This window comes from Pseudomonas sp. P20 (assembly GCF_016463925.1).
In the GTDB taxonomy this organism is placed as follows: domain Bacteria; phylum Pseudomonadota; class Gammaproteobacteria; order Pseudomonadales; family Pseudomonadaceae; genus Pseudomonas; species Pseudomonas aeruginosa.
In genome coordinates this window covers 1-3,414 of the sequence record NZ_JAEMVM010000060.1, presented here as the reverse complement: position 1 = coordinate 3,414, position 3,414 = coordinate 1, and the positions used below count along the sequence as shown (strand labels likewise).

Below are 3,414 nucleotides of genomic sequence, written 5' to 3'. Positions count from 1 at the left end.
ATGTTCTGATCGATGTTGCGCAGGCGGCCCTGCAGGTTCTCATTGGCGGCTTTGAGCGAGTCATTCTCCTGGATCACCTTGCTGATCTGGTCCTTGAGCTGCCGGCTTTCCGCCACGATGGTGCGTAGTGTGTCGGCGGGCGTGTCGCCGTCGATGCCCAGGGTTGCCGCTTCTTCCGACGTTACCGTCGGGGTTGCGGCGCCTTGTGACTGCGCACTTTCTTTCTTGCCCATCATGCTCACGCCGATCAGGATGGCGCCGATCACGACGGGGACGACCAGCAATTTCAGGAGGGGATTACCGGTCAGCGCCACGACGGCCTCCTTTGGGATCGATCTGGCTGATGGAGGAGGGCAGGAGCGCGTCGGCAAGGCCGCGGCCGCGCGTCACCAGATACACGGTAGTGGTGTCGGAGGCGTCGCCCCGGGGCCCCAAGTACGGGTGCTGGAAGGTCGCGGCGACGAAATTGCCCATCAGGTCCCTGGGATCCAGGGCCAGGTGCTGGGCGCTGGCGTTCTGCAGCTTCACCGCCGTGATGTAGTAGTCGTCCAGCCGCCAGGCGCCCAAGGCGGTAGCCGTGATGGGTAGGCTGGGGAGCAGGGTGGTCAGGTCGAGCTGTCGCTTGACGCGCACCTGACCGACGCCATCCACCGGTTCCACCGTGCGAAGCGGGGCATAGAGCATCTGCGCCGCATAGCGCGTCAGAACCACGGGGACGGGCGTTTCGCGCGGCACGGCCTTCGGTGCTTCTGCGTGCTCGGTCTGTTTCGCTGCTGCCGATGGCTGGGCTTCCCGGGACTGGCCATAATGCGGAGCCACTGGCTCGCCGGCGACGATCCTGACCGGCTCGCGCGGCTGTTGGTCGGCCGTTGCTTCGGTGGCGGCGATATCGATGAGCATCTGCTCGCCATTGGTCGCGTCCTGTAGGCGCAGGCGCGCTGGAGGAATCGGCTCGTTGGCGAGCAGGTAGAGTGCGCCGCCGGTACTCTGGACGCGCAGCTTGCCCTGCAGATCCCGAGGAACGCCAACTCGCACGTTTCTGTCGACAAAGACAATGCGTTCCTGGCCGACCGTCAATGGAATGGCCAACGGAATGCGCTCCCAGCGCAGAATCTCCACCGCGTGGGCCAGTGTGGGTAGGGCAAGCATTAGCAAGAGCGAGCCTGTCGACTTCCGGATCATAGACCTCCCTCCCGCTTGGTGGGGGCGGCCGGCTCCTCAAGCTCGATACGTTGAGGCGTATCGGAGTAGCAGTCCCACTGCAGGCCGAAGGGATTGGTCTCCGGGTCGACGTCGGCGCGGATGACGTGCAACGGGTAGCGGGCCAGCGCGCGCTTGATCTTTTCGCCGGCGTAATACTCCGTGCTGTCCATGTCCAGGTTGACGGTCCAGTCATTGATCGAGTGTTGGATCACGCGGCCATCGCTCTCGCCAATGCCCCGACCGGGGATTTCCGAGGTGGTGCGCTCTCGCCCCCTGAGCTCGCCGGCGTTACGACGAAACTCGAAGTCCTTCTCCAGGAAGACTTTGCAGGAAGGCGTCAGGTAGGCGGCGTAGCGGAACAGGTTGCTCTTGTAGTCCACCTCGCCGTCCTTGGGCCAACGCTGTACCTGCTGGAAGATGTAGAGGCCGAACGCATAGACACTCTCCGGCGGAATGTCCCACCACAACCGGGTGCTCCCTGAACGCAAGTCGGGCGGAATGTGGATCCAGAGGTCCTTGCGGGCTTCCCAGACGCAGTAGGCCAGCACCACGATGACCATGCACAAGAAGCCGGTGATGAACCGGAAGGTGTTGATGTGAGCCTGCTGTTGCGCGGTGTGTTTTCTGAAACTCATGGGGACTCCGTGCGTCGACTGGTCCAGGCGCCGGAGCGCGTCACCAGGCGACGGTTGCCGAAGACGGGAAAGCGCAGCGAGAGGGCCAGCTCCACCTGGCGGTAGAACCAGGTATCGGGCCGCCCCCGCTTCATCCGCCGCAGGATGCGGCTGCCGATACCCAGGCCGAGGGCGCCTACCAGCAGCGCGCCCAGTGGAATGCAGGCCGCGTTACCTGCGACCAAGGCAGCCGGGATGCCAAGAACGAACCCGGCTGCTCCGCTGGTGAGGACCGTGATCCACATTTCGTCCGCAGTCAGACCGCCGATGACCACCGGTTGCCGGTTCAAACGGGTCGGCAGGAAGCTGAGGGTCCCATCCTGAAACAGATGTTCTTCGGGCATGGGAAGGCCCTTACATGATGGTGGTGGCTTTGGTGACGAGATAAATGATCAAGATCAGCAGGCCGATGCCTACGGCCACGCCCGCTCCGAGATCCGACCACTTCTTTTTCCCATCATGGATGGCGTGATAGGTGCCGTAGGTATGCCAGGAGACTCCCAGAAAGACAGCCACGCAGATGAGTAGCGCGAGGAGCATCGCTCCGTCATAGCCGAAGTTCTGGATGGTTTGCATGATCCCCGATCCTTCCCCGCGGCTAGGCGCCTCGGGCTTGGGGAGTGCAGCCAAGGCGACGCCTGGGAGTACCAAAGAGATGGCAGCCAGGCGCAGGCAGAGGGTGGACAGTTTCTGGAGGGTGAATTTCAGCATGAGTGTCTCCGTATGGGTCAGCTGAGGAGGAAGAAAGAGGTGATGCCGAGGAGGACCAAGATCCGTATCGCGGAAGCGCCGGCAGTGGCGCTGTCGAGGTTGTTGGTGGCCCAGCCGCGCCAGGTGCTGTACATCGCCCAGGCGGACCACAGCAGAAGGAAGGTCATCGCTGCTCCAACGAACAACCCCTCGCCGGCCGATGGGGGAAAGCCAGCGGCGGCTTGGAACGCTGATGTTTGGGCTCCACTCATGCTCACGGCATCGGCCCTCCGCGCAGGGTGTAATTCCCGGACAGGTCGGAAGGGTCACGCGGCTGGGCGCGGCTGGGTGTCATGTAGTCCTGCAGGCCTTGGCGGATGCGCTGCAGGTCAGCGGCCAGGCGCGAGTAGTCGAAGTAGAAGCGCTGTCCGGGCTCATCGGCGCCCTGGGCACTGCGGCGGGCGGTGTCCTCGAGGGCGTTGAGCTGCCGGATCATCACCTCCAGGTTCGCCTGCTCGGAGGCGCTCGCTGCGAAGGCTCCCTGTGCGACCAGCGCACTGCAGGCCAAGGCGGCCAGGCAGCTTCGGCGAAGGGATGGATGTGGAGTGTTCACGGCGAATCTCTTGCAGATCAGGGTGCGATCAGCTTGCCGATCGCCCTGATTCCATTCCGCAAGAAATACTCGGCGCGGGTCCGGGGTATTTTTTTATGAGGTTGCGCGCTTGAAAAACAGCAGGTAGCTGACGGGCAGAGCGATGCCCCAGGCCCAGCCCTGGGCGTTCTGATTGCCGATCTCGGTTACGCCCCGCATGAGTGGCTGAACGCTCACCAGCTCCCAGCCTTCCTG

At 63.5% G+C, this 3,414-nt stretch carries 6 protein-coding genes and 1 pseudogene; all 7 read right to left on the bottom strand.

Translation table 11 applies throughout. The annotated features are described in order from the left end of the window. Positions 1–314, bottom strand: a pseudogene (locus JHD77_RS30740) (TIGR03752 family integrating conjugative element protein); the annotation flags it as partial. Next, positions 298–1,182, bottom strand: a complete 885-nt coding sequence (locus tag JHD77_RS30735; RefSeq protein ID WP_003121020.1) for a TIGR03749 family integrating conjugative element protein — start codon at positions 1,180–1,182, stop codon at positions 298–300. The pseudogene JHD77_RS30740 and the gene JHD77_RS30735, both read right to left, overlap by 17 nt. Next, complete coding sequence (locus JHD77_RS30730; protein ID WP_003117079.1) at positions 1,179–1,838, bottom strand: PFL_4703 family integrating conjugative element protein; 660 nt, start codon at positions 1,836–1,838, stop codon at positions 1,179–1,181. The genes JHD77_RS30735 and JHD77_RS30730 overlap by 4 nt, the downstream gene beginning before the upstream one ends. Then, on the bottom strand, positions 1,835–2,221 hold the full coding sequence (locus JHD77_RS30725) for a TIGR03750 family conjugal transfer protein (RefSeq protein ID WP_003117078.1): 387 nt from the start codon (positions 2,219–2,221) through the stop codon (positions 1,835–1,837). The genes JHD77_RS30730 and JHD77_RS30725 overlap by 4 nt, the downstream gene beginning before the upstream one ends. A 10-nt stretch (positions 2,222–2,231) precedes the next feature. Next, positions 2,232–2,588: a TIGR03745 family integrating conjugative element membrane protein gene (locus JHD77_RS30720; RefSeq protein WP_003117077.1), complete on the bottom strand. Its 357-nt coding sequence runs from the start codon at positions 2,586–2,588 to the stop codon at positions 2,232–2,234. A gap of 17 nt (positions 2,589–2,605) precedes the next feature. Beyond that, a complete protein-coding gene (locus JHD77_RS30715; protein WP_003121019.1) occupies positions 2,606–2,845 on the bottom strand; it encodes a TIGR03758 family integrating conjugative element protein in 240 nt (79 codons plus the stop codon). Beyond that, on the bottom strand, positions 2,842–3,180 hold the full coding sequence (locus JHD77_RS30710) for an integrative conjugative element protein, RAQPRD family (RefSeq protein ID WP_003158157.1): 339 nt from the start codon (positions 3,178–3,180) through the stop codon (positions 2,842–2,844). Before JHD77_RS30710 ends, JHD77_RS30715 begins: the two co-directional genes overlap by 4 nt. Positions 3,181–3,414 lie beyond the last annotated feature (234 nt).

Coding starts and splice junctions, on each gene's coding strand:
- JHD77_RS30735 (WP_003121020.1), bottom strand. CDS start 1,182: ATGATCCGGAAGTCGACAGGCTCGCTCTTGCTAATGCTTGCCCTACCC.
- JHD77_RS30730 (WP_003117079.1), bottom strand. CDS start 1,838: ATGAGTTTCAGAAAACACACCGCGCAACAGCAGGCTCACATCAACACC.
- JHD77_RS30725 (WP_003117078.1), bottom strand. CDS start 2,221: ATGCCCGAAGAACATCTGTTTCAGGATGGGACCCTCAGCTTCCTGCCG.
- JHD77_RS30720 (WP_003117077.1), bottom strand. CDS start 2,588: ATGCTGAAATTCACCCTCCAGAAACTGTCCACCCTCTGCCTGCGCCTG.